This is a genomic window from Pseudomonas sp. R3-52-08, assembly GCF_003851745.1.
GTDB lineage: Bacteria > Pseudomonadota > Gammaproteobacteria > Pseudomonadales > Pseudomonadaceae > Aquipseudomonas.
This window is the reverse complement of the sequence record NZ_CP027730.1, coordinates 2,757,830-2,777,600: the sequence shown is the minus strand read 5'-3', so window position 1 is coordinate 2,777,600 and position 19,771 is coordinate 2,757,830. Positions and strand designations below refer to the sequence as shown.

The 19,771-nt window shown below is 60.4% G+C and carries 16 protein-coding genes; 5 read left to right on the top strand and 11 right to left on the bottom strand.

Annotation, left to right across the window (positions count from 1 at the left end; translation table 11 throughout):
- Positions 1 to 45: 45 nt before the first annotated feature.
- The 5 genes from C4J91_RS12740 to C4J91_RS12720 form a co-directional block, all read right to left on the bottom strand.
- Positions 46 to 1,491, bottom strand: a complete 1,446-nt coding sequence (locus C4J91_RS12740; protein ID WP_124362654.1) for an outer membrane protein transport protein — start codon at positions 1,489 to 1,491, stop codon at positions 46 to 48.
- A gap of 201 nt (positions 1,492 to 1,692) precedes the next feature.
- Positions 1,693 to 2,178 (bottom strand): alkane oxidation protein activator PraB, encoded by a 486-nt coding sequence (gene praB, locus C4J91_RS12735; RefSeq protein WP_124362653.1) that lies wholly within the window; start codon positions 2,176 to 2,178, stop codon positions 1,693 to 1,695.
- A gap of 118 nt (positions 2,179 to 2,296) precedes the next feature.
- Positions 2,297 to 2,800 (bottom strand): alkane oxidation protein activator PraA, encoded by a 504-nt coding sequence (gene praA, locus C4J91_RS12730; protein ID WP_124362652.1) that lies wholly within the window; start codon positions 2,798 to 2,800, stop codon positions 2,297 to 2,299.
- A gap of 124 nt (positions 2,801 to 2,924) precedes the next feature.
- On the bottom strand, positions 2,925 to 4,205 hold the full coding sequence (locus tag C4J91_RS12725) for an alkane 1-monooxygenase (RefSeq protein ID WP_124362651.1): 1,281 nt from the start codon (positions 4,203 to 4,205) through the stop codon (positions 2,925 to 2,927).
- Between the two features lie 298 nt (positions 4,206 to 4,503).
- A complete protein-coding gene (locus C4J91_RS12720; protein ID WP_124362650.1) occupies positions 4,504 to 5,502 on the bottom strand; it encodes an alpha/beta fold hydrolase in 999 nt (332 codons plus the stop codon).
- Between the two features lie 267 nt (positions 5,503 to 5,769).
- Here C4J91_RS12720 and C4J91_RS12715 point away from each other — a divergent pair, with 267 nt between their 5' ends.
- From C4J91_RS12715 to C4J91_RS12705, 3 genes are read left to right on the top strand one after another with little or no spacing between them, the layout of a single operon-like run.
- Entirely contained in the window at positions 5,770 to 7,308 is a 1,539-nt protein-coding gene (locus C4J91_RS12715) for an NAD(P)/FAD-dependent oxidoreductase (protein WP_124362649.1), read from the top strand.
- Entirely contained in the window at positions 7,305 to 8,195 is an 891-nt protein-coding gene (locus C4J91_RS12710) for an SDR family oxidoreductase (RefSeq protein WP_124362648.1), read from the top strand. Before C4J91_RS12715 ends, C4J91_RS12710 begins: the two co-directional genes overlap by 4 nt.
- Positions 8,196 to 8,210: 15 nt before the next feature.
- Complete coding sequence (locus C4J91_RS12705; RefSeq protein ID WP_124362647.1) at positions 8,211 to 9,053, top strand: metal-dependent hydrolase; 843 nt, start codon at positions 8,211 to 8,213, stop codon at positions 9,051 to 9,053.
- A gap of 580 nt (positions 9,054 to 9,633) precedes the next feature.
- Here C4J91_RS12705 and C4J91_RS12700 read toward each other — a convergent pair.
- Entirely contained in the window at positions 9,634 to 11,703 is a 2,070-nt protein-coding gene (locus tag C4J91_RS12700; RefSeq protein ID WP_124362646.1) for an EAL domain-containing protein, read from the bottom strand.
- A 317-nt stretch (positions 11,704 to 12,020) separates the two neighbouring features.
- Here C4J91_RS12700 and C4J91_RS12695 point away from each other — a divergent pair, with 317 nt between their 5' ends.
- Together C4J91_RS12695 and C4J91_RS12690 are read left to right on the top strand one after the other, a co-directional pair.
- Positions 12,021 to 12,299 (top strand): hypothetical protein, encoded by a 279-nt coding sequence (locus C4J91_RS12695; protein WP_124362645.1) that lies wholly within the window; start codon positions 12,021 to 12,023, stop codon positions 12,297 to 12,299.
- A gap of 11 nt (positions 12,300 to 12,310) precedes the next feature.
- Entirely contained in the window at positions 12,311 to 12,640 is a 330-nt protein-coding gene (locus tag C4J91_RS12690) for a DUF6388 family protein (protein WP_124362644.1), read from the top strand.
- An 8-nt stretch (positions 12,641 to 12,648) separates the two neighbouring features.
- Here C4J91_RS12690 and C4J91_RS12685 read toward each other — a convergent pair whose 3' ends face one another.
- Genes C4J91_RS12685 through tssK form a run of 5 tightly spaced genes read right to left on the bottom strand, consistent with a single transcriptional unit; the run spans position 12,649 to position 19,771 of the window.
- Complete coding sequence (locus C4J91_RS12685; protein ID WP_124362643.1) at positions 12,649 to 13,491, bottom strand: serine/threonine-protein kinase; 843 nt, start codon at positions 13,489 to 13,491, stop codon at positions 12,649 to 12,651.
- Complete coding sequence (locus C4J91_RS12680; protein ID WP_124362642.1) at positions 13,488 to 14,198, bottom strand: PP2C family serine/threonine-protein phosphatase; 711 nt, start codon at positions 14,196 to 14,198, stop codon at positions 13,488 to 13,490. Before C4J91_RS12680 ends, C4J91_RS12685 begins: the two co-directional genes overlap by 4 nt.
- Positions 14,199 to 14,203: 5 nt before the next feature.
- Positions 14,204 to 17,560 carry a type VI secretion system membrane subunit TssM gene (tssM, locus tag C4J91_RS12675; protein ID WP_124362641.1) on the bottom strand — a complete coding sequence of 1,119 codons (3,357 nt, stop codon included), beginning with the start codon at positions 17,558 to 17,560 and terminating at the stop codon, positions 14,204 to 14,206.
- Between the two features lie 19 nt (positions 17,561 to 17,579).
- A complete protein-coding gene (icmH, locus tag C4J91_RS12670; RefSeq protein WP_124362640.1) occupies positions 17,580 to 18,437 on the bottom strand; it encodes a type IVB secretion system protein IcmH/DotU in 858 nt (285 codons plus the stop codon).
- A 5-nt stretch (positions 18,438 to 18,442) separates the two neighbouring features.
- Positions 18,443 to 19,771: a type VI secretion system baseplate subunit TssK gene (gene tssK, locus C4J91_RS12665; RefSeq protein ID WP_124362639.1), complete on the bottom strand. Its 1,329-nt coding sequence runs from the start codon at positions 19,769 to 19,771 to the stop codon at positions 18,443 to 18,445.

The window sequence follows — 19,771 nt, the reverse complement described above, 5'->3', positions numbered from 1 at the left end:
TCAAGATGCGCTGAATACCCGGCTTCAACACGGTCAGGTACGTGACTAGAACTTATAGGTCGCCGACAAGCTCACGACGTCACCTGACGACTCAGCCTTCCCGTCCAGTTGAGCAGCGCCGAGGCGATCGACGTTCTTGGTTTTCAGGTTGACCTTTTCGACGAACTGGTGCGAGTACGCGGCATCCACTGACAGGCCTGGCACTGCCTTGATGTCGTACCCGGCACCAAACGCCAGGAAATAACGATCGCCATCAGGGATCCGCGGATCGCGGGTGGAGTTACGGGTAGGCGTCTGGTCATACGCCACACCTGCACGCAGGGTGAGCTCGTCGGTGGCTTTGTAGTCGCCGCCGATTGAGGTCATCCACGCGTTTTTGTAGTTGTAGGGAATGGCAACAATGGTCGAGCCCTGAGACTTGAGTGTGAGGTCCTGGAACGAGGACCACTCAGTCCACTGCGCACTCACACCGAGCGTCCAGCGGTCATTGAACTGATGGACCCAGTCAATCGCAGCAGTCGCCGGAATATCCAATTGAGCACTGGCATGCGCACCATCCGGGAACAGGCTGAGGCCGGGATAGGCTATTTCAACCAGCGTCTCTCCGTTCGGACCAATAGGGTTGGTCATCGCGTTACGGCCAATGGCGTCCGTATAAACGTCGTACTTGCCGGTCATCTTGTTTTTGATCTTGGCGTGATAATTCAAGCCCAGCGTGTCTTGCTGCGTTGGTTTCCAAACCACGCCACCAAACCAGCCCACCGAGATATTGTCGACTTTCACGCGCATCAAGGAATGCCCGACACCGCTCGGAAAACCGGTGCCACCAAGCCCGGGAGAGACATCTGCGGCAGCCAACAGATCAACGTTCTGGCTGACGTTGCCCTGGCTGCGCTGAACGATGGCACCACCACCGACCGAAAATTCATCATTGACCTTGAACGACAGGGAGCCTGTCAGGCCGATGGTCTCGATTTTGGTGTCGACCGCGAAATCCCGCAGCTTTGAGTTTTCGTTCCACGTACTTTTCATACCTTGCGGTACGACCTGGCTCAGGCCAAAAGCGAAGCGGTCGCCGATGGGCATGACCATAAAACCGGTGGGCAGCCATGCGGTGAAACCGCCCTGGCCGCCATTATTGGTATTGAGGGTCGGATCGCCCAGGTTGCCTTGGTCATCCAGCACTGGCGTGTTGGTCACCGGGTTGCCGTTATGGTCATACGCCTGGCCGGAATATTTGATCTTGATCCGGGCGTAATCGACGGTCTGCTGCACGATGGTTGAATCGATGAACGCCATGGCCGCTGGGTTGTTGTACGCCGCACTCGGGTCATTCTTGAACAGAGAACCGCCACCAAATGCGCGGCCCCAACCGGGGGCGCCATAAGTGGGCGTGGAAAACCCGCCCGCCTGCACATGCCCCGTAGTGATCAGGCCTCCCAGCAGGGCCAGTCCCAGTAACGTGTAAGCGTGTTGTTTCTTATTATTCATGCGGTACTCCCTATTATTATGTGCGCCCGGCCCCTGCCGGTGGGTCGTGTAGCCATGGAGCGTTGTTCAAAAGCGCCTGTACTGGAACGGTGTATGACAATCAGGGATGGGTGATAAGTGAAGGCGATTTACCGTTGACCGGCGCCTCGCGGGGGGCGCCGGCATTTCAACGGGTGATCAGCCCTTTACGGAGTCACGCGCTTACGGGTTTACCGTGAGCGTCGGGGCGACAACGTTCAGCGAAACCACAGTGCAGTTTCCGCTCAGCGACTGATTGGCGGCCGAAAGGGTTTTGGTCCCTGCAGCCCAGTTGACTGCGATAGGGGTTGGTCCGCAGTTGGTGGCTGGGATCGAGCTGATCTTGTAGCCGACATTGGTCACGGTACCGGTGGTGCCCGTCGAGGCAGTCAATACCCAAGGCAGGTTAGTCAGCGTTGGCAAAGCGCACAGACCGCCGCCGGTCAGCGTTGCGCCGTTGATCGAGGCCACGCCACCGCTAACGTTGCCGGTAAAAGTGATACCGCATGTCACTGCCGCGCCAAAAGACGAAGGCGACTTCACCACGATGGTGCCTGCGTTAGTCGAGAACGGACCGTCCGGAGAGACGGAAGCCGCACTGGCCATCGACGCGGCGCCAAAGCACATTGCAAACGAAGTTGCACAAACGAGGGTTTTCAAGCTTTTCATTATTTTGCCTCACATGTAATGGCGAGTTATTCGCCTGGGGTAATGACCATGAACACGAAGCCACCTGTAAAACTGCAGAGCTTCATATTCCAGCCAAATTCAGTTAAGTCCGACAACCTTATTCAACTACTTTGAAATCAGGCGGCATCTTGATTGACACCGCTTTAATGGTGCAATCATCACCAATAGGTACATTGACAGCCTCCAACTTGCCGGTGGCGTTATCCCACGTACCGACTGCGGTAGAAGGACCGCACTTGCCGCCCAGACCGAATGCATGCACGTCGACGCTGATCTTCGACATCGAGCCGCTTTTTATATCCTTTGCAATCAAGACCCATGGCAAATTAATAGCTTCGACCCGGCTGCACTTGAGCCCGCCATCGAACGCCACTTTGTCGATATTGACGGATGTCCCATCGGCCGTCACTTTGCCGGCCACCTTGATGGTGCAGTCGGCACTGATCAACGCGCCTTTGGAGAAGCTGATTGGGCCCTGGGCTGTAAACGCGCTACCGGCAGGTTCGATACGGGCGGCCTGTGCGTGATGCCACGCGATCAGGCCCAGCGCGGCCAGTACGACTTTAACGGTGAACTTTATAGTGACCTGAGTTACTTGCATGTTTACGCCCTTCTCTTGAAATTATTTTCGTTCGGGTAAACAACCATCTTGTAACTAAGCTAACAAACAATCGACGTAGAAATCCTTATCGAAATACACTCGAAAAACGCGTTTTTATTTCAAATTAAAACGGCTTGGCTTCGCCGCTGTACTTCTCCAGATACTTCAAGCGCTGTGAAGGCTGGAGATTAGCCAAGGTGATATCACCGGCATAATTATTCAATACACGATGATCCATCCGGCGCCGCCACAAATACGGCACATAGGCCCAGACAATCATACTCGCGTAACCATAGGGAAGTTGCGGCGACTCATCAAAGTGGCGCAACGACTGATAACTCCGCGTGGGGTTGGCATGATGATCGGAATGCCGTTGCAATTGAAACAGGAAGATATTGGTGACTATTCGATTACTGTTCCAGGAGTGCCGCGGCGAACAGCGCTCATAACGACCATTGGGCAATTTCTGGCGCTTGAGGCCGTAATGCTCGACGTAATTCACCACTTCCAGCAACGAGAAACCGTAGACGCCCTGAATGATCAGGAACGGGATCACTGCCGCGCCCAGCCAGGCAATCATCGCGCCCCAGAGCAGCACGCTGTACATCCAGGCGCTGAGCACCGCGTTCTTCCAGTGCCAGGCCGGCAGGCCAAGTTTGCGCAGGCGTTCGCGCTCCAGGTTCCAGGCCGAGCGAGCGCTGAACCATACCGAGCGCGGCAGGAAGGCCCAGAAGCTTTCACCCAGGCGCGAACTGGCCGGATCTTCCGGTGTGGCGACGCGTACGTGGTGGCCACGATTGTGTTCGGTGTAGAAGTGCCCGTAGAACGTCGGCGCCAGCGTGACCTTGGCCAGGAACACTTCCAATGGCTTGGGTTTATGCCCCAGCTCATGGGCGGTGTTGATCGCGATACCGGTAGCGGCCCCGGTGGACATCGCCATGCCCAGATAAGTGAAGCCACTGACGGGGCCGTGCAACTCGGTGCGGGCGCTAATGAACGCTGCGGCATGTGCCAGCCCGCTCGACGGATCGAGCGTCGCGGTGGCCCGCAGCAGCCCGCCGCCGATAATCCAGTCAATGCCGCCGGCGGCGAGCCAACCGGTGATCACGACCGAGGCGATCACAAACAGCACGCCGGTATAGACGATCCAACGGTAGTAGCGCTGGGATTCGAGATGGCTGACGGCAGATTCCGGCGGGTTGCTGAGGTCTTCACCCAACAGGCCGTCGATCAATGGGATCAAGCCGAAGATGACCAGCACACCGATCCACCACAGTTGCTGAATACCGGTGCCGATAGCCAGGGCCCCCGAGAGCAGTGGAGTCGCCAGGGGCATGATGCCGAGCCACCACAGGTAACGCTTGCCGTCGGCCCAGACGCCTGGCATCGCCAGGGACGGGTTCATGCCCACCTCCGAGCGCAGGCGGAGGCAGCAAACAGGAGGGCGGAGCGCTGGCCGCTCCAAGACATCAACCATGCGATAAAAGGCGTTTTTTTCATTATTTTATTCGCTCTTAGGCATTTCAAAAAATGTTTCAAATTAGAAATTGAAATAATTTTTTAAATAAATAGCGCGGAATCGTTAGGTCGTCAACCAGTTTATCCGGGCCTTTTTGTGTGACCGGGCAGTCTCTTTTTCAGAGCGCCGGCCAGGTGTCTAGGGCGGGCGTCGACGCGCTGGAACCGCAGATCGCATGACATGGTTATTTGCCCGCCAAGGCAAACGAGGGCTGCAATACGGCGGCGCTTCGTGCAAGCCCAGCCCGTTTGGCGGTCTGCTCGACCAACGCCACCACTCGCTCTGTGGCGGTAATCGGCAACATGTGCCCTCGGTCTTCCACCACCTGCAGTTTCAGCCCGGGCACCTTGCTGGCCAGGCCCTGACCGTGTTTCTGGAAGTCGAGCACGTTGTCCCGGGCGCCGTAGATGAGGCCGATTGGCAACGTCAATTGCGGGTAGCGTTTGACCATGTCCGGCAAGTGATCGTTGACTCGGTTGATCTCAGTGGACGCCGCGTAGAAGTTCTCGGGACGCATCCCCAGCAAACCGCCGCCGCGCGTGGCGAAGTCTGGCGGGGCGGCATCGGGGGCGAATACGCCCTTGACCACCGCGCCCTTGGTCAACAGGCCAATGGGCAGGGTCAAGGTGCGCGACACCCAGCGTCGCAGCCAGGCAGGGCGCACGGCCAGGGGCAGGAACACCAACGGCAGCATGCGCTGGGGATGGGTCAAGGGCGCCACCAGGATCAAGCCAGATACCGCATGCGGATGGTCAAGGGCCAATGCCAGGGCAACCGCACCGCCCAGGGAATGCCCAAGCACCAGCGGCTGATCCAGCTCGAGGGTTTTGATAAAAGCGGCCATTTGGCGCGCCTGGGCCGGCAGGTCTGCCGCCGTGTGGTGGTGCCGACTGGAGTAGCCGGACCCTGGGCGATCGACGCTGATGACGCGGAACTGCCCACGTAACTGACCGGACAACGCATAAGTCAGGTTGCGACTGCTGCCCATCAGCCCGTGGATCATCACCAGCGCCTGGCCTTGGCCTTCGTCTACATAATGAAAGCGCTCGCCATCCACCTCGACGACGCGCCCGTTGATCGGAACGGCGGTTTCAATACGCCGTGTCATCCAGGCGCTGAAAGCCCACGACACAGCGCTCGCGCCTATCACTACACCTGCAGCGACAACCCACTCGACAGCCATAGCTCGGTCCTCTGCTTCCCTGCTGCTGGCGACCTGATCGGGATTGATCAAGGCCTCAACCTTCGTCCACACCTTGGACCCAGCCTCCATGCGCGTCTGTCGGACAAGTCGCATAGATCGAACAAGGTCCTAGCGTAGGCGAAATTTTCAGGTAGATTATTTAAAATCTTTTTTAAAATAATTAATTCAATTTTCCTTTGCAATGGTGTTCTATCTAAAACACAAAAGAAAAACAGGAGCACATCCGATGCCCACCAAGGACCGCTTATGAATGCCCACAGCGACGCAATCGACATCGCCATCATCGGCTCGGGCTTCGCCGGCCTATGCATGGCGATCAAACTCAAGCAAGCCGGGCTCAGCGATTTCTTCGTCGCTGAGCAGGCCGACACACTCGGCGGTACGTGGCGTGACAACCACTACCCTGGCTGTGCCTGTGACGTGCAGTCCCATGTCTACTCCTTCTCCTTTGCGCCCAACCCCGACTGGACGCGCCAATTTGCCCCGCAAGCGGAGATTCGCGCTTACCTGGAGCAATGCGCGCGGCGGTTCGGGCTGGCGCCGTACCTGCGTTTCGGCATGGGCCTTCAACGGGCGGTGTTCGATGATCAGCAGCAACGCTGGCAACTGACGTTCAGCGATGGCCGCCAAGTCAGTGCGCGAGTGCTGGTGTCGGGCATGGGTGGCCTGTCGCGTCCTGCATTGCCGGATATTCCTGGGCTCGACAGTTTCAAAGGCAAGCGTTTCCACTCGCAGCAGTGGGACCATGACTACAGTTTGAAGGGCAAGCGCGTGGCAGTGATCGGCACCGGCGCCAGTGCTATTCAGTTCGTGCCGCAGATTGCGCCGCAAGTGGCGCATCTGGACCTGTTCCAGCGCACGCCGCCCTGGATCATGCCCAAACCCGACCGGCCGATCTCACATGTCGAACGCTGGCTGTTCAAGCATCTGCCAGTGACCCAAAGGCTGGTGCGTAGCGCCTTTTATTGGGCATTGGAAGGCCGTGTGGTGGGCTTTGCCCTGCACCCGCGCTTGATGAAGATGGTGCAGAAAATCGCCCTGCGTCATTTGCGCAAACAAGTGGCCCGCCCTTCCCTGCGCAAGATTCTGACGCCGGACTACACCATCGGCTGCAAGCGTGTGCTGATCTCCAACGACTACTACCCGGCGTTGTCACGCAGTAATGTCGAGGTGGTGACCGACCAGGTGCTGCGGGTCGAAGCCGATGGCGTGATCACGGCTGACGGCATCAAGCACCCCGCCGATTGCCTGATCTTCGGCACCGGGTTCCAGGCTGCCGATCCGCTGCCCCGTGGCTGCATCATCGGGCGCAACGGCGTCGACCTGATGGACACCTGGCACGACGGCGCCCATGCCTATAAAGGCACCACGGTGCCGGGCTATCCAAACCTGTTCCTGATCGTCGGGCCCAACACCGGCTTGGGGCACAACTCGATGATTCTGATGATCGAAGCCCAGGTCGCTTACATCCTTGATGCGTTGCAACAGATGCAGCGCCAACGCATCGCCATGGTGGAGGTCAAACCCGCCGTGGAGCAGGCCTACAACGCGCAATTGCAAGGCAAGCTCAAGCGCACCATCTGGAATACCGGCGGTTGCCAAAGCTGGTACCTCGACCCGCGTACCGGCAAGAACACCACGCTGTGGCCCGGCTCGACGTGGCGGTTCAAGCAAGTCACCCGGCATTTTGCGCTCAAGGACTATGTGGTCAGCCGGGCGCCCGTTGTGCCTGTGCCGCGCCCCGCACCCACCCCTCATTGCGCCACAGAAGGCAGTCTGTCATGAAGTCATTCACCGGCCGCGTGGCGGCAATCACGGGAGCGGCCTCCGGCATGGGTCGCGCACTGGCACTGGCCCTGGCACGGGAGGGTTGCCACCTGGCCTTGGCCGACAAGAACAGCCAGGGGCTGGAGCGCACACGGGACCTGGTCAGGACCTCGACCCTGTCGCCGGTGACCGTCACCACTCAGGTACTGGATGTCTCGGACCGTCAAGCCATGCTGGAGTGGGCGGCGCGTTGTGCGGCCGAGCATGGCCAGGTCAACCTGGTCTTCAATAATGCCGGAGTGGCGCTGTCGAGCACCGTGGAAGGCGTGGACTATGCCGACCTGGAGTGGATCGTCGGCATCAATTTCTGGGGCGTGGTGCATGGCACCAAGGCGTTCCTGCCTTACCTGAAGGCCAGCGGCGACGGGCATATCGTCAACACCTCCAGCGTGTTCGGCCTGTTCGCCCAGCCCGGCATGAGTGGCTACAACGCCAGCAAGTTCGCGGTGCGCGGCTTTACCGAAGCGCTACGCCAGGAACTGGACCTGCAACGCTGCGGCGTCTCCGCCACCTGCGTGCATCCTGGCGGAATTCGCACCGACATCTGCCGCAGCAGCCGGATTGACGCGAACATGACCGGTTTCCTTATCCATAGCGAACAACAGGCACGCGCCGATTTCGAAAAGCTGTTTATCACCGACGCCGACCAGGCCGCCAAGGTGATCCTGCAAGGCGTGCGCAAAAACAAACGCCGCGTGCTGATCGGCCGCGACGCGTATTTGCTCGACCTGCTCGCCCGTTGCCTGCCGGCGGCCTATCAAGCGCTGGTGGTGTTTGCCAGCAGGCGCATGGCGCCCAAACCACGCACGCCCGTGTTTGAAACCAACGACGAGCCCCGTCTCTGAACAGGAGCACACCCCATGTTGCCGATTCGCCGTGATATCCGCTTCGCCCTGCCCGCCGGGCGCATCACCAACTGGCATGAACAAGGCCCGTTCATCACGCACTTTTTCAATGCCCTGTCGCTGCTGTTTCCCCAGGGCGAGCTGTTTTTCATGGACAGCGTGCGCCACTACCGTTCCCGCATCGACGATCCGGACCTCAAGAAAGAAATCCAGGGCTTCATCGGCCAGGAGGCCATGCACAGCCGGGAACACGTGGCCTACAACGACCTGCTGCAAGCGGCAGGCCTGCCGGCGCACAGCCTCGATCGCCGCTTGAAATTCTTCCTCGACCTGCAAAAGAAACACCTGCCGCCGTCCTTTAACCTCGCGGTGACCATCGCCCTTGAGCACTACACCGCGATGCTCGCGGAAATCCTGCTGAGCGACCCGTCGCGTTTCGGCGACTCACTCAAGGGCTACCAACAGATGTGGTACTGGCACGCCCTTGAGGAAACCGAACATAAAGCGGTGGCCTTCGATGTGTGGAACCGGGTGATCACGCCTGGGCCCAAGCGCTACTTGCTGCGCACCGGCACCATGCTGTTTACCACGCTGCTGTTCTGGCTGGTGGTGTTCGATTTCCACGTGCGCCTGTTGATTGCCGACCGCAAGTCGGGTGGGCATCTGCAGGGGTTCTGGCGCATGCTCAAGTTTCTGTATGCCCCCAAGGGCATCTTTGCGCGCATGCTGCGGCCGTGGCTGCACTATTTCAAACCGGGCTTTCATCCTTGGGACCATGACAATCGGGCACGGTTGGAGGGGATAGACGCACTGGTCGAGGAGATCGAGCGGACCAATCGGGGCTACGAGGCGGTCTAGCAAGCCGGCTTGCATTTGAACGGGGCCGGCCGCCAAAGCGGTCGGCCCCATGACTGCATGGGTATCTACACAACTTTGGCACGGCTTTGAACTTGTGATGGCCCAGGAGCCGAAGCCTCTCTAACTGATGCCCCGCGTTCCAAATGTGGGAGGGGGCTTGCTCCCGATGGCCATAGGTATCTACACAACTTTGGCACGGCCCTGAACCTGTGACGGCTCAGGAGCCGAAGACTCTCTAACTGATACCCCGCGACCTAAATGTGGGAGGGGGCTTGCCCCCGATGGCGGCCTGACAGCCGACCAGGATGTTGGATCCGAGCGAGTACATATCCGTTGCTGCGGTAACGGCTGCTATGGGTTCCGCCCTTACGGCGTCTCACTTTTGAAAAGCGCAAAAGTAAGCAAAACGCTCTTGCCCCACCACTCGGCACCTCGCTTAGGCTCGGTGTGCCCGTAATCCGACAGCGTGGTTTAACGGGGCGCCTAGATCAAAAGCAAGATCAAGAGCGACTCGCTTCGCATCGTGGTTACCGTAGGCTGCTACAAAGTTGTGTAGATACCTAAGCCCATGACTGCCAGATCACCCCAATCCCGCCCGCTCGCGCACAAACTGCGGCACTTCATGCCCCGGCAACGCCCTGCTGAAATACCAGCCCTGAATGAACAACTCAGCCCCCGTATTCAGAAACGCCAATTGCTCGGCGGTCTCGACCCCTTCCACCACCACGCCCAGGTTGAGCGCCTCACAGAAACGCAGCATGCCGGTCAGCACCTGAGCGCCCTTGGGATCGTGCTGGGCAACCACGAAGCTGCGATCAATCTTGATGAAGTCCACCGGAAACTGATGCAGGTAACTCAACGCCGAAAACCCGGTGCCAAAGTCATCGATATATACCTTTGCCCCCAATGCCTGCAGTTTCTGGATGGTCTGACGGGTCGCCTGGATATCGCTGACCAGCGCATCTTCGGTGATTTCCACCGACACCCAGCCCTGGGCCTGGGCGAGAATTTCCACCAGGCGATTACCATAAGCCGCGTCCTTGAGGGTGACGCTGGAGACATTGATGGTCATGGGCAATTCAAAACCGGCCTTCTTCCACTGTTGATACTGGCGTACGGCCTGGGACGCCACCCACACGTCCACATCCGGCATCAACCGGGCCTGTGCCAACCATTGCAGGAACTCCCAGGGTGAATGCACCGTGCCCTCGCCGTCCCGGGCGCGCATCAAGGCTTCGCAGCCGGTACACAGGCCGGTACGGGTGGAGACTTGGGGCTGAAACTCAAGATAGAACTCGTAGTCGCTGATCTGCTGGATCCGGTTCAACTCAATGGCCTGCCGGGCCAGGGCGCGGTGCGACGCGAGTACCGGGTCGAACTCCAGCAACCGCCCCTTCTCCTCCAGGCCGCGAAATGTCATGTCCAGGGATTTGAGGTATACCGTGCCGCCGTCACTTGCCTGGCGATGGATCGCCCGTACATACGGCGCATACACAAGCGTCCCCAGGCCCATCAGTACAACCTGCAATACCACGGCCGCGACGTCGCCATGGGTACTGAGGTAAGCATTGAGCAACACCGGTGCGGTAAACGGCACGCTGGCCACGGCCGGTGCTACCCAACCCAGTTGCACCACCGCCAGCGCCACCGTCGCATTGACCGCCGGCACCAGCAGAAAGGGTATGAACAACCGCGGGTTGAGGATGATCGGCAAACCGAACAACAGCACTTCGCTGACATTGAATAACGACAGCGGCAAGCTGGCCATCGCCAGTAACCGCATGGACTGGCTCCTGGAAAACAGCAGGATTGCCAGGAGCAGGCACAACGCGCCGCCCGACCCACCGATAAATGCGAAGCTGCCCAACAGGCCGCTGTTAAGCAGGTATTGGACCGGCTCACCCGCCGCCAGCGCTGCGCCGTTGAGCACCACAGCTTGATCCAGCACGTCGAACAGCGGCTGCATGGCGTACACGCCATGAATCCCGAAAAACCACAACAGCGAGTTCATCAAGGTCACAAACAAACCGCTGCCGTAAGGCGCCTGTAACGCATTGAGCACCTGCGGTCCCTGCAGTTGCGCCACATAGGGGATCTGCAGCAGCAACGACAACACCACCACCAATGCCAGCGCAGTGATCGCACCGGGCAGCACCATGTTGATCGTGCCCTTGAGGTTGTGTCCGATCAGGTCTTCATTCACCAGGCGAGTCCAACGCAAACGGTGCAACCAGGCGATGGACGGCACATTGATCAGCGGCGACGCGATGGCAATGAACAGCAGGAAGGTGGCCGAAGCCCGAGGGTATTCGCGCAAAAGAAACGTGGCCACCACTACGTTGGCAAGGCACAAAAAGGCTATTGGCAGTTGTGGCAAGCGGTGCTGAATGGCCAGCATATAGCCAATGGAAGCGGCGACCAGCAGTGGAATCACCGAGCTGATCCGGTCATGCAGGCCCGAAAGAAAGCTCACTGTTGGTGGGCTGAAGCCCAGCACCTTGGCGCATTCGGACAGGATCAGGAAAATGGCAGACACCAACAGGCACGGCAGGATCCACAACAATCCCTCCCGAATCGCACGCAACGACTCGATACTGGCCAGGGCCGCCAGGCGCTGGGTAAGGAAAAGTTTGAACAGCGTTTGCGCCATGAGCCGCCCTCTGCCCGTATTCGCGGGGTCTGGAGATCAGCGCCGGAATACCCGTCAACGCTACACGCCCTGATGCTCGGCGCGAAAGCTTTTTGCCATCTCACCGGGCTTTTCAGCAAAAAAAACCTGGGGGCTGTGAAAATTCCTAGATAAAAAATCGAACTTTCTGACCTGAGTCATCCCCTAAACCTGTCTGAGTCGGTATTATCCGCCGCGTTTCCGTTTGTTAAAGGATGTTACAACCTGGTTAACACCGGGTGCCCACTCAGGGAATATTGCCTGGCCAGAAGCAGGCACAAAGGAGAGAGAGCCTTACCATGCACCATAAGCGGTCCAGCACCATGCGCCCCCTATTTGTCACCATCCTGTTGTGGCTGTGCAGCGTGGCGCTGTTATTTATCATCAAGAACGTCATCGAACTGTATACCGGGCCCGTCGCGGAGACCTGGATAGATTTGACGTTGGTGCTTGTCGCCTACCTGATGTTCTTTTTACTGGCACCGTTGCAACGCTGGCTCCAGCGCAGGTCGCGCAAGCGCGCTCGGCGTCACGTCGACGGGCACGCGCCCGACGTCGACTCCCCTCTCTCTCGCTGAGGGGCTTGGCGTTGTCAGCACCTGGCGATAACTATCAACGCGCACTGGACCGGTTCCTGCACGAACACCCGGATGTGGCCGCTGAATTGAACAACCTCAACCCACTGGCTGCCCAGGCCAGGGGAGAAACCGTGGCGCAGTATCGTACCGAGCGTCTGTATGAAGCGTTCGAGGCGCAGGCCGAGCGCCAGGGCCTGTTCGCCTGGGAGCTGACCCTCAAGCTGACTGCCGAGTCCAGCGAAGCCTTCGAAACTCAGCGCCTCGAGGTGCACAAGGAAGTCGCACAGATGGCCGGCATGAGTTGGGCCGACTACTGCCAACTGCATGACCTGGCTGGCTGACGTTCTGGCTAGCCGAACCAGCGAAGCCGCCTGCACCCCATGACCTGCCGCAACTCGGCGACCGTTAGGGCCCGGCGTTGCGGGTCTTGCGCCAAGGCGGTGTGCAGTGCCGGCCAGCAACGTCGGGGCAACTGCCTGGGCCGAGGCAGCCCGGCGCCCGGTTGACGTTCCCCGAGGCGCTTGCCCTGGGCCAGCTCATACAGGACGCACGCCACGCCATAGAGGTCCGCAGCGGGCGTCAACGCGCCACCCGCCAGTAATTCAGGCGCCGCATAGGCCCGGGTCCAGGCATTCAACCGGCTGCGATTCACCGCCGCCAAGTCCGCCGGGGTCTGCGCAAATGACTGCCCAAGGCCGAAATCGAATAAACGCACGCCCGCTTCGCCCACCATGACATTGGCCGGTTTGATATCGCCATGCAGCACGTTGTGTTGATGGGCATAAACCAACGCGTCCAGCAGTTGCAGGGCAATCGGTTGCAGCTCTGCCCACGGCAATCCATCAGGGCATTCCACAAGCAGTCGGTCCAGCGTCAGGCCATGCAGCAGCTCCATGGTAAAAAAGGCGATCTGGCTGGATGTATCCACCTCAAACGAATACACCCTCACCACGCGCTCATGTCGCAGGCGGCGCGCCAGGGCAAACTCGCTGAACAGCAATACATGGGCGTCCGGGCATGCAGATAAAGACTCGTCCAGCAGCTTGAGCGCCACAGCGGAACAAGGCTCGCCAAATTGCTCATGTAACAGATCGCGCGCACGGTACACCACGCCCATCCCGCCCCGGCCCACGACCTGCTCAAGGTGGTAGCGGCCAACGAGCAAAACCGGGGGAGTTGATGCCGCACTCATGAGTGCACCACGACGGCGGTCAAATCATCGCGTGCCGGGGCGCGCAACGCGCTGGCGAACAATCTTTCCACGACCTGCTGCGGCCCGCCTGCACTCAACGCCAGGCCCAGCTGGACATGGCTGAGGGCCTGGTAGAGACCATCACTGCACAATAAAAACACATCGCCAGGGCGGGTCCTGAGCTCCAGCACCTCAAGCCGCAATGACGCGTGCGCGCCAATGGCCCGGGTCAAGGCTCTGGCATCAGGGTGGGCCCGAGCTTGCGTCGCACTCAACTGCCCCTCGTCCATGAGGCGCTGCAACAGCGAATGATCTTTCGACAGCTGGTACAGGCGTTGTTCACGCCACAAATAACAGCGGCTGTCCCCCGCCCACACACAGGCCGCACGCCCGTTATCCAGCAACAGTGTGACCACCGTACTCCCCATCGTCGCACTGCCGGTGCGCCGCGCATCCGCCAGCCGCCGGTTGACACCTTGCAGCCGTTGTCGAACCGCATCGACCCGCTGGTCAAGGCTGCCCTGCGCCGACAACGAAGCCAGGCTGCTGATCACCCATTCGCTCGCGAGATCGCCGTGCCGGTGCCCGCCCATGCCGTCCGCCACCGCCCAACAGCCTCCTTGCGCACAATCGAGCAGGGCATCCTCATTGCGCGGCCGTGACTGCCCGCGCTGTGTACGCCCGGCGCTGCGCCATGTGGGCCGCATCGGGTTCACAGTTGCTCCGGCAGACGGAAGGTGCGCCACGTGTCCATCTCAAATGGGCTGGGTGTCCGTTGGCTGGTCAGCAGGTAGTTGGCACGCAATCCGGCCAGGTCAGCCTTGACGATCTGCGCGTTGCGGTCACTCGCAGGCTCGCGTTGCAGCAAGTCGAAAAACCGGAACAACGACCAGGCGCCGGCGCTCTTCTCGATACCCAGGGGGCGCAATTCGCCCCCCCTCTCCAGTACGAGGCTGGCGCGTCCGTTATCTGCTTCGATGGGCCACCGGAACGTCATGGGTATGATCGGGCCGTGCCGGTATTCCAACTGCTTTTCACCCAATCGCAGGATCGCTCGGTTGACCGACTGATCCAGGCTGTAGGGCGCCAAGGTAAAGCCCACCGCCAACTCTCCCTGATCTTCGGTGAAAAAGCTGCGTCGGATAACCTGGGCTTTCGTCAGTTGATCCAGCAGCGAACGCGAGATCGGCAAACCCTGTCCGTCCAGCCCACGCAACCGGTAGCGCGTGCCATCCGCAGTGACAAACGAGCGCAGGTACCCCTCGTAAAAACGCGCCCACACGCCTTGGGGTTTAAAGAACTCACGAAAATCGTCAAGGGCCACATCACTCGTCGCGTGGGCATTGAACGGGTACCGTTGGCGAATCGCCCTGGCGTAAAGCCCCTGCACCTCGCTCTGGTAGCGCTGATTGACATGGGCATAGGCCTGGTCCAATAAATGGCGCCACGTCTGATCGCCAATCCCTTCAAACCAACCGGCAAGCGGAAGCGGCAAACGGCTGGACGCTGCACGCAGGTCGCCCAGCACGTCCTGCTGGCCGTCCATCCGCCGCTTTGCCCGCAAAAAGGCCGCCTGCTCCGGCGAACCCTCACGGCTCAGCGTCGCTAATTGCAGGTGCAATTGGTCGAGCAGGCGCAACCCCTGGGCCAGCTCCGCGCTGGGGTTCTGCTGCTCATCCAGCAACTGATGCAAGGGTTCAAAACGCCGCTGCAAAGCCCGGCGTGCCGAGTCGCCCAAGGCAGCCTGCCCCTGCGCCACCGCAGCCTTGGCGATCACGCCCAACGCGCCTGACGGCTGGGCCATCGTTGCTGGCAGCTCCAGGCCCGGCAGTAAACGGGTATTTTCACGAAGCTGCTGCAATAGCAGAAGGACTGGCGATTGGGCCGACGTCAGCCCCGCGAGCCGTTCGGCATCCTCGCGCAGGCCGTCGGTGTGCAGCAGCCTGACGCGACCGAGGGCGTCGCTCCAGGCCTGGGCATACTCACTGAAGTAGCGCTGTTGCAGTTCGATCATCAAGCGCTGCAGATCCTGGTTGCTCAAGTCAGTGCCTTCGCCCAGTACCCAGTTATCCTGGGCGATGGCGTTTACCAGCCTGGGGCCTTGCGCTTCGAAGTACTGCACATACCTTTTGGTGTAGAAGCCAGGAACCGGTGGATCGATGGCGGCAAAGACCTTGCCCTCGGCCAGACGCAACGGCTCCAGGTCGCGCGATTGTTCGCGCAGCACCCGGTACACCACGTCGGCCAATGACTCGCCCCGCAGCGCGGCCCGCGCCTGAGCCACCAACTCGTCGTTGAGGCGGGCGGAAAATGGCTGCTCAAGCAGTCGCGCCCAATGTTCATTCAGGCGCTTCTGTACCGGCATATCACCGGGAAACCGCAGCGACCAATGGCTGGCCATATGCTGCGCCAACCACGCGGTATCCCGGCGTTCGCGCAGATTGAGCATCAGGTACGCACGCAAGTTGTCGAGCAGGCGCTCGCGATCGCCGAGGCTGGCGCGTACCTGCTCTTCGAGCAGGGCAACGGTGCGGCCCAGCAGTCGCTGCTGCAACGCCTGCTCATAGGCGCGCGCCACCCACGGTCGGCTGACCTCGCCCTGATACAGGCCGGCTCGCTCGATCAGCGGAGTGTCGCCTGGTGTGGGAAACACCTGGGTCGCCGCCCAGCGAGCGTCCAGCAGCGCCAGGAGTGTCAAGGTTTCATCGCTACCCTGCACGACGGGGGCGCTAAGTGCAGCGATATGAGCCAAACGTTGTTGGTTGGCCGCGTAACTGTGCATCCACAGCCCCCCGGCACCCGCCAGGACCAGCGCAGCCGCCATCCCCAGCAACCCATTGCGCCGCCAGATGCGCTGGCGCTCCCGGGTCTGCAAGGCGGCCAGGTCCGCTCCGGCAAAGATCACCCGACTGAACAGGCCCTGCACGAAATGGCTGCGGCTGTCGCTGGCACAGGTCAGGTAGAACCCGCGCAAGCCGCTGATGCGCTGGTAGCGATGGGCGCAAAACGCCCACTCGATAAACAGGCACAAACGCTCGCCTATTTGCGCGGTCTGCTGGGGAAAATCAAGCATTCGCCCGCGGCGCTCGACATCGCGCTCCTGATGCAATCGCTCAATCAGTTCGCCGTGCAAACGTTGCAGTAATTGCTCGAACGCTCGGCGAACCTGGGTGATGTCATTGCCCGCCTTGTCAGCCTCCAGAGGTTGGCCCAGCACCGCTCCGACATCGTCCCCTGACGATGAGTCGAAGTACTCGATGAACCCCGCCAGTCGATCGGCCTGGGTCACCACCAGATAGAGGGGTACGTCCACCTGCAGCACCTGCTGAATTTCCTGCACGCGCGAATGGACATGGCGCGCCAGTTGCTCCAGGTCATGCTCATTACCGCTCAGGAGCCTGTCTACCGACAGCGTCACCACCACGCCGTTGAGCGGGCGCACTCGATGCCGCCACCTCAGGCTGGCCAACAGCGTGGTCCAGCCGGCGGCATCCACCGAACGGTCTGGTTGAATCAGATAGCGCCCTGGCGTGTCGATAAGCACCCCTTCATCGGCGAAGTACCAGTCACACTGCCCGCTGCCGCCCGTCGGTCGCGTGTCAACCTGATCGAACGGTGACTGCAAACCCGCTGCCGCCAACAGTTGGGTCTGGCCACTGCGCGGCTCACCGATCACCAGGTACCAGGGCAAATCATGGCGCCAACGTGCGTTGCGCTCGCCATAGCGCGCAGACGTTTTCAACCGATGAAGGGCTTCCTTGAAACGTCCACGGACGTGCTTCTGCTCGTCCTCCACCGCTCTCAATGGCGGATGAGCGGTTGGCGGAGCCGGCCTTTCGAGTCCTGCAGCACGGCGCCCGCCAGCCAGGACCATCGCCAATCCCCACAGTAGAAACAATACGCTGAGGGTCAACAGGCGGGCAGTGGCGCTTTGCCAGAACCGGTGGTCGTCCACGGCCAACAGCGGTCCGGCGTACCACACAAATGCAGCGCAGCAAAGCACCAGCATCAGGCTCCACACCCAAACCTTGGCCAGCACGGCGCCCACGCCCTTGAAGAATGCGTTCATTCGTTGCTCCCTGCGTTTACTAGGGCGTGCGGGTAAGATCCGACGCCGACAATTGAAGGCTTTGCAGCGCACTTGCCCTTTCTCGCTCCAACACCCAGGCGAATCCCGTGTACATCGCGAGCAAACCGCACAGCGTGAAGGCCACACACCCGCCAACCGGAATGACGCGTACGTGCCTGCGTCGCGTGCGCCCCTGCCCTTCCGGCAACACCGACGCCGACGGTGGATTGCCTCGCACCTGCCTGATCTGTCGATACAGGCCATCGCGAACGGCTTCGAGTTGCACTACCCCCCGCTCCATCACCCGGTATTTACCTTCGAACCCCAGGGACAGGCACAGGTACACCAGCTCCAGCATCGCCAAGTGTTTTACCGGGTCGCGCGCCAGGCGTTCCAGCAACTGGAATACTTTCTCGCCGCCAAACGTCTCGTGATGAAAGCGACTCAACAGGCTCACCTTCGACCAGTCACTTCGAGCGCCCCACGACGTGGTGACGACTGCTTCGTCGATCACGCTGCACAACACGTAGCGCGCAGACATGACTTGGGTGTTTTCAACGCCCCCCTGCAAGGCACGGGTTTCGAATTGAGTCACCGCGGATGACAATCGGTCGTTGATCGTGATGAGGTTTTCCCGACCGGAGCAGCCCTTGAGCTGGACCACTTGCGACAATAGCTCCCAGGCGGCGACCACGAGGGGATTGAGCGCTGTGGTGAAGCTGTGCGCACCCAGTGCTTGGCTCGCGTAGATCATCCGGTCCTGCAATTGTTCATAGCGCGGCGGCGCCGGGAACTCCGTGAGCGGCCCTTGCGCGGGCCCGTGGCCGTCGCGATCGAGCAGGACGGTTTTTTCGTCCTGCGAGTATTCACTGTCCATAGCATTCAATTCCTGATGGCCCAGAAGGTCAGCTCAAGCCCGGCGAACTCGCCCCCGACATGGAACGCGAAGCCACCCGACTGCTCCAGCTGCGCGATATCGCGGGCATTCATGTCCAGCATGAAATAGGTCTTGGCGGCGTGGAACGGGATCTGGCGCGGCGCCACGGGCAGTGGTTTGACCTTGATACCCGCCAGGTGCAGATTGACCAATTCGCGTATGCGCTCAACCGCGCCGACTTTCAAATGCGCTGGCAGGCGTTGGCGCAATGTCTCCGAATCACATTGCGCCGTAGCCGCCAGGATGAACGTCGCCGTACCCAGCAATTTCAGGTCGCTGACCGGGCAAACCAATACGCCGTACTGACGTTGTTGCAATGGCAACTCGATGGAGTGCTGTTCCAGCACGACCGACAGCACCGTACGCACAGCCTCCATCAGCCCCCGGAAACTTGCCCCCTGGTCAGCGTGCCGGTAATGCACATCCAGCGCCGGGCGCCTGCTATCGCTGGCGAACGTCGACAACTCACCGAGCAGCGCCACCAGTGCGCGGAACACCGCTTCAGGGCGAACCTGGGCCTGGCTCAAGCAGTGGCGCAGCTCCAACTCGGTACGATTGATCACTTGCAGCATGAGGAAATCGCCCACCTGCGTGCCGGCGGCGCTGCTCTCGCCCCGGATCCGCGCCGCGATGGCATCCCCCCGCGACGCCAGCAGGCCGATCACCTCCTTGAGACAAGACGATACATACCCGCGATCCTGCATAAAAATGAACGTCGGGACGAACTCCGCATCCAGGCGCACGCCCCCCGCATCGGTAGACTCCAGCACCTGGGCGACCTTGAGTCTGACGAAGCCCTGCTCCCTGTGCTGCTCACCCAGCAGGAGACGCAAATCAGGTCGCGCGCAGTGAATCCGACAGCGAGCGTCGGCACCGGCGTTCGAATCACCTACCTCCACCTCACAAGCGAGGTAGCGCGCCAGGACATCGCCCTGCTCCGGTTGGCGGGCTTCAATCTGGTTGCCGGTTGCCAGCAGCAGCGCCAGGTAAACAGCCTGTTCCCCTGGGTTGGCGGGTACCTGTAATACCAGAGGCTCCATCGCGGTGCCGTGGTCGAACAGGCTACCGTCCGGCAACACACCGCTGGCTTGAGTGACCACCAGTTTGCCCAGGTTGAGGTACTGCACATCGAGTTCCAGCGTGAGGAAGCCCCAGGCGTCAGGACCCAGCAAACGCGTCTGGTTGAGCTGTTGCTGGTAATGGCGGTCGTTGTGCTGCAAGTGCTGCGGCCGCAACAGCATGCCTTCCTGCCAAATGACTTTATGCGCGTGCAT

What these genes read in the sequence shown, in the direction of transcription:
- C4J91_RS12740 (WP_124362654.1), bottom strand. Translation starts at nt 1,491, where the DNA reads ATGAATAATAAGAAACAACACGCTTACACGTTACTGGGACTGGCCCTG.
- praB (WP_124362653.1), bottom strand. Translation starts at nt 2,178, where the DNA reads ATGAAAAGCTTGAAAACCCTCGTTTGTGCAACTTCGTTTGCAATGTGC.
- praA (WP_124362652.1), bottom strand. Translation starts at nt 2,800, where the DNA reads ATGCAAGTAACTCAGGTCACTATAAAGTTCACCGTTAAAGTCGTACTG.
- C4J91_RS12725 (WP_124362651.1), bottom strand. Translation starts at nt 4,205, where the DNA reads ATGAACCCGTCCCTGGCGATGCCAGGCGTCTGGGCCGACGGCAAGCGT.
- C4J91_RS12720 (WP_124362650.1), bottom strand. Translation starts at nt 5,502, where the DNA reads ATGGCTGTCGAGTGGGTTGTCGCTGCAGGTGTAGTGATAGGCGCGAGC.
- C4J91_RS12715 (WP_124362649.1), top strand. Translation starts at nt 5,770, where the DNA reads ATGAATGCCCACAGCGACGCAATCGACATCGCCATCATCGGCTCGGGC.
- C4J91_RS12710 (WP_124362648.1), top strand. Translation starts at nt 7,305, where the DNA reads ATGAAGTCATTCACCGGCCGCGTGGCGGCAATCACGGGAGCGGCCTCC.
- C4J91_RS12705 (WP_124362647.1), top strand. Translation starts at nt 8,211, where the DNA reads ATGTTGCCGATTCGCCGTGATATCCGCTTCGCCCTGCCCGCCGGGCGC.
- C4J91_RS12700 (WP_124362646.1), bottom strand. Translation starts at nt 11,703, where the DNA reads ATGGCGCAAACGCTGTTCAAACTTTTCCTTACCCAGCGCCTGGCGGCC.
- C4J91_RS12695 (WP_124362645.1), top strand. Translation starts at nt 12,021, where the DNA reads ATGCACCATAAGCGGTCCAGCACCATGCGCCCCCTATTTGTCACCATC.
- C4J91_RS12685 (WP_124362643.1), bottom strand. Translation starts at nt 13,491, where the DNA reads ATGAGTGCGGCATCAACTCCCCCGGTTTTGCTCGTTGGCCGCTACCAC.
- C4J91_RS12680 (WP_124362642.1), bottom strand. Translation starts at nt 14,198, where the DNA reads ATGCGGCCCACATGGCGCAGCGCCGGGCGTACACAGCGCGGGCAGTCA.
- tssM (WP_124362641.1), bottom strand. Translation starts at nt 17,560, where the DNA reads ATGAACGCATTCTTCAAGGGCGTGGGCGCCGTGCTGGCCAAGGTTTGG.
- icmH (WP_124362640.1), bottom strand. Translation starts at nt 18,437, where the DNA reads ATGGACAGTGAATACTCGCAGGACGAAAAAACCGTCCTGCTCGATCGC.
- tssK (WP_124362639.1), bottom strand. Translation starts at nt 19,771, where the DNA reads ATGCACGCGCATAAAGTCATTTGGCAGGAAGGCATGCTGTTGCGGCCG.